The following is a 2,455-nucleotide window of genomic DNA, read 5'->3' as shown; positions in this document are numbered from 1 at the left end:
CCGGCACCAGCCACGGCTGCCACGCCGGCAAACTGAAATAGCTGCCTTCTTTTTAACATGTGGATTCCCTTATCGCGCTGGCGTTGCCGGCATCCGGTCCATCATCATCTTCATCATGGTTTGCATCATCTCCATGCGTTTGACCATCATTTGATGATGCGCGCCCATGTTGCCAGTCATGCCCTGCATGCCTTTCATTCCATCCATCATGGCCATGCCGTCCTGCATGGCTTTCATGTGTTCGGCCATCAGCTTGTTGCGCTCTTCCGGGGTCTTGGCGGCCATCATCTTGTCGTGCATGCCCTGCATGGTCTTCATCTGCGCATCCATCATGGTCATGCGGTCGGGCGTGGCCATGGTGGTGGCGGATGCGCTACCCATAGGCATTGTCGGTGCTGTTTTACAAGCGGTCAATGAGATCGTGGCAACGAGTGCAACGGCAAGTGGTACGAAGCGAAAATTGGTCATGACAGACTCCTGGGTTGGTTAGGGAACATTGAGAACAGTCTGAAAGCTGAGATGGGTGGAACTTGGCTCTCACCGCTGTGCCCAATGGGTTTACGCAGATAAATCTATTGCCAGACCAATTCTAGAGATCATGGCGTAGCAAGCGTTGATCTATGTCAACTTTGATACATACCTTTGATGCATGCGGTTGGGTGATGGTTTCTCTCTCATTGATTCATTTTTTCATCGGACCTTGCCGTCGCAACAACAGAAAGACCGCGGGAACGACGAACAAGGAAAGTAGTGGTGCTGTGATCATGCCGTCAGCCAGAATGACGGCCACAGGCTCATGCCCAGCAGCTAAGCAGCAGCCAATGCGGCCCCTTTGGGAGACGCAGCACTGCCTTCAACAGCGGACAGCTATGTCCCGGCTTGCGCAACAGGGAACTAATTATCGTGCCGATACATCGAATCAGTATTGTGCGACCTTGGCCTTCAGGCTGCTTGGTGTATCGTGGGTTGAACTACGGAAAACAAGGAGAAAATCATGAACTTCAAGTATGTTGTGGCAATTGTCCCGCCCGATGTTGTGGAGTCCCTGGAAAGGAAACTCAGGAGCATGGGTGTTGGAGGTGTCACGCTGACCAAGGTCAAGGGCTTCGGCGAGTACAAGAACTTCTTTACCCGCGACTTGCTCAGCGAACACACCAAAATCGAGATTTTCACGGAGGAATCCAAAGTGAAGGAGTTGCTCGACGCCTTGCTGGAAGTCCGGGGATGCAGACATCCCCGGCTCAGGCATCGTGGCGGTGGTCCCCGTGGACAGATTCCTCCATCTTCGTACCGGGACCGAGGACTTGCCTGCCCCGCCAGCTTGAAGGTCTCTCCAAGCAATTTCAAAGGAGAAAGACGTGAAGTGCGATTCAAAAATGATGGTGAAGGTAGGCGTCGGGTTAGGTTTTGGCATCGTGGTCGCCTACTTCGCACTGCCCGCGGCCCAAGTGTTCCTTCTGGCCAGCGTACCCTTTTTGGTGGCGCTCACCTGCCCCGTGGCGATGCTCTTCATGATGAAGGGCATGAATGCCAACAAGAAGGATGAAAGCGCCAAGCCCGGCGAAAGCAAGGCGGAATCCGGAGTCCGCGATGTCAGTCCGGACAAGGCTTAGCGAGCAAGGTCCGAACTCCGCGCTCACTGACGGTCGGTCGCACATTCCACCCATCCTGGAACCAAAGGAGGCTTTCAAATGTCACACACAGCAATCCCCCCAGATCCTATGCGTCGCCTATGGCTCACGGCAGCTACTGCGGCTGGAGGCGCGGGCATCGTCGCAACGAGTGTGCCCTTCGTGGTCTCCATGGCCCCCAGCGAACGGGCACGCGCATTCGGCGCGCCTGTAGAGATCGACGTTGGGCCCATCAAGCCAGGCGAGCTGCGGACCGTGGAGTGGCGCGGCAAACCGGTGTGGGTGCTGCGCCGCACCACGGACATGCTCGGGTCCTTGCGCAGTCACGACGACCTGCTCAGCGATCCGCAGTCGAGCCGTCGGGGGCAGCAGCCCGACTACGCCCGCAACGACCTGCGTTCGGTCAAGCCGGACATCGCCGTACTGGTGGCGATCTGCACCCACCTGGGTTGCATCCCGTCCTTCAGACCAGAGCCGGGCGCCGCCGACATTGGTGCGTCATGGCCGGGCGGCTTCTATTGCCCCTGCCATGGATCGAAATTCGATCTTGCAGGCCGGGTCTTCAAGAACGTGCCCGCTCCGAGCAACCTCGAGGTGCCGCCGCACCATTACTCCGGGGAGTCGACGCTGCTCATCGGCGTGGGACCCGGGGCCTGATCCCCCACCAGGAGGCGCCCATCGTTCATGCACTTTCCCACCAACCAAGAAGGATAGCCATGCGCTATAAACAACAACGGCCCCGCCATACCTGGATGCTCGCATTGGCACTTGGCGTCCTCGCGGCGTCCCCGGTTCGCGCCGGCGAGCCTGTCACACTGATGCAC

General features: G+C 57.8%; 3 protein-coding genes and 1 pseudogene. 3 read left to right on the top strand and 1 reads right to left on the bottom strand.

What is annotated here, in order from left to right:
- Positions 1–69: 69 nt before the first annotated feature.
- Positions 70–468 carry a hypothetical protein gene (locus Q7L55_13285; GenBank protein MDO8733521.1) on the bottom strand — a complete coding sequence of 133 codons (399 nt, stop codon included), beginning with the start codon at positions 466–468 and terminating at the stop codon, positions 70–72.
- Between the two features lie 598 nt (positions 469–1,066).
- Here Q7L55_13285 and Q7L55_13280 point away from each other — a divergent pair.
- The 3 genes and pseudogenes from Q7L55_13280 (at position 1,067) to petA (ending at position 2,288) form a co-directional block, all read left to right on the top strand.
- Positions 1,067–1,159 (top strand): annotated as a pseudogene (locus Q7L55_13280) (P-II family nitrogen regulator).
- A gap of 199 nt (positions 1,160–1,358) precedes the next feature.
- Positions 1,359–1,613: a DUF2933 domain-containing protein gene (locus Q7L55_13275; GenBank protein MDO8733520.1), complete on the top strand. Its 255-nt coding sequence runs from the start codon at positions 1,359–1,361 to the stop codon at positions 1,611–1,613.
- Positions 1,614–1,691: 78 nt separating this feature from the next.
- A complete protein-coding gene (gene petA, locus Q7L55_13270; GenBank protein ID MDO8733519.1) occupies positions 1,692–2,288 on the top strand; it encodes a ubiquinol-cytochrome c reductase iron-sulfur subunit in 597 nt (198 codons plus the stop codon).
- Positions 2,289–2,455 lie beyond the last annotated feature (167 nt).

It is taken from the genome of Actinomycetota bacterium (assembly GCA_030650795.1).
GTDB lineage: Bacteria > Actinomycetota > Actinomycetes > S36-B12 > S36-B12 > UBA11398.
The sequence above is the reverse complement of the archived record's forward strand: the minus strand, read 5'-3'. Positions and strand labels throughout refer to the sequence as shown.